Origin of the sequence: Acinetobacter sp. TUM15071 (assembly GCF_008980925.1) — a bacterium.
GTDB lineage: Bacteria > Pseudomonadota > Gammaproteobacteria > Pseudomonadales > Moraxellaceae > Acinetobacter > Acinetobacter dispersus.
In genome coordinates, this window is the sequence record NZ_BKGB01000046.1 from 1 (window position 1) to 587 (window position 587).

1 protein-coding gene is annotated in these 587 nt (G+C 52.3%); it reads right to left on the bottom strand.

Annotation, left to right across the window (positions count from 1 at the left end; translation table 11 throughout):
* Positions 1-587, bottom strand: a 587-nt coding sequence (locus tag GBI66_RS19140; RefSeq protein ID WP_151717181.1) for an Ig-like domain-containing protein, incomplete at both ends; no start/stop codon positions are given.

A 587-nucleotide genomic window follows, 5' to 3' on the forward strand; every position in this document is an offset into this window, starting at 1 on the left:
ATGCTGACGTTAATCACTTTGTCAGCATCAAGTACCAATTGCCCGCCGGCAACCGTCACAGCCCAGGTACCACCCGCTTGTACGGTGGTGGTTAAGTTAACGCCATTGACGTTCACGGTCACCACATCACCAACCGTGTATTCACCTGTAACGGTACCGCTGATGGTTTGGTTCGCACCTGCTTCAGTTGAGTCAACTACACCATCGCCCGCAATTGGGTTAATGCTGATTGTGGTGGTGCTGTTGTCTGGTGGGGTGATATCAACGCTATACACTTGCGTATCAGTGATGTTGCTGCTGTTGCCTGCTGCATCGGTGAAGGTTGCTGTTGCATCAATAGTCTTATCTGCATCCGCCAATAAGTCACTGCCTGCAACACTTGCACTCCACGTACCTGCAACCGTATTCACGATCGCTGTGTAGCTCACACCGTTGATCACCAAGCTCACAACAGTCGTTGCTGCATCCGTTGGGATACCGGTCAAGGTACCTGTGATCGTCACATTGCCTGCACCCTCAGTGGCATTCACCACATTGTCTGCAGTCACTGCATCGATGTTCAGTACCGCACCCGCTGGGTTCGGTGG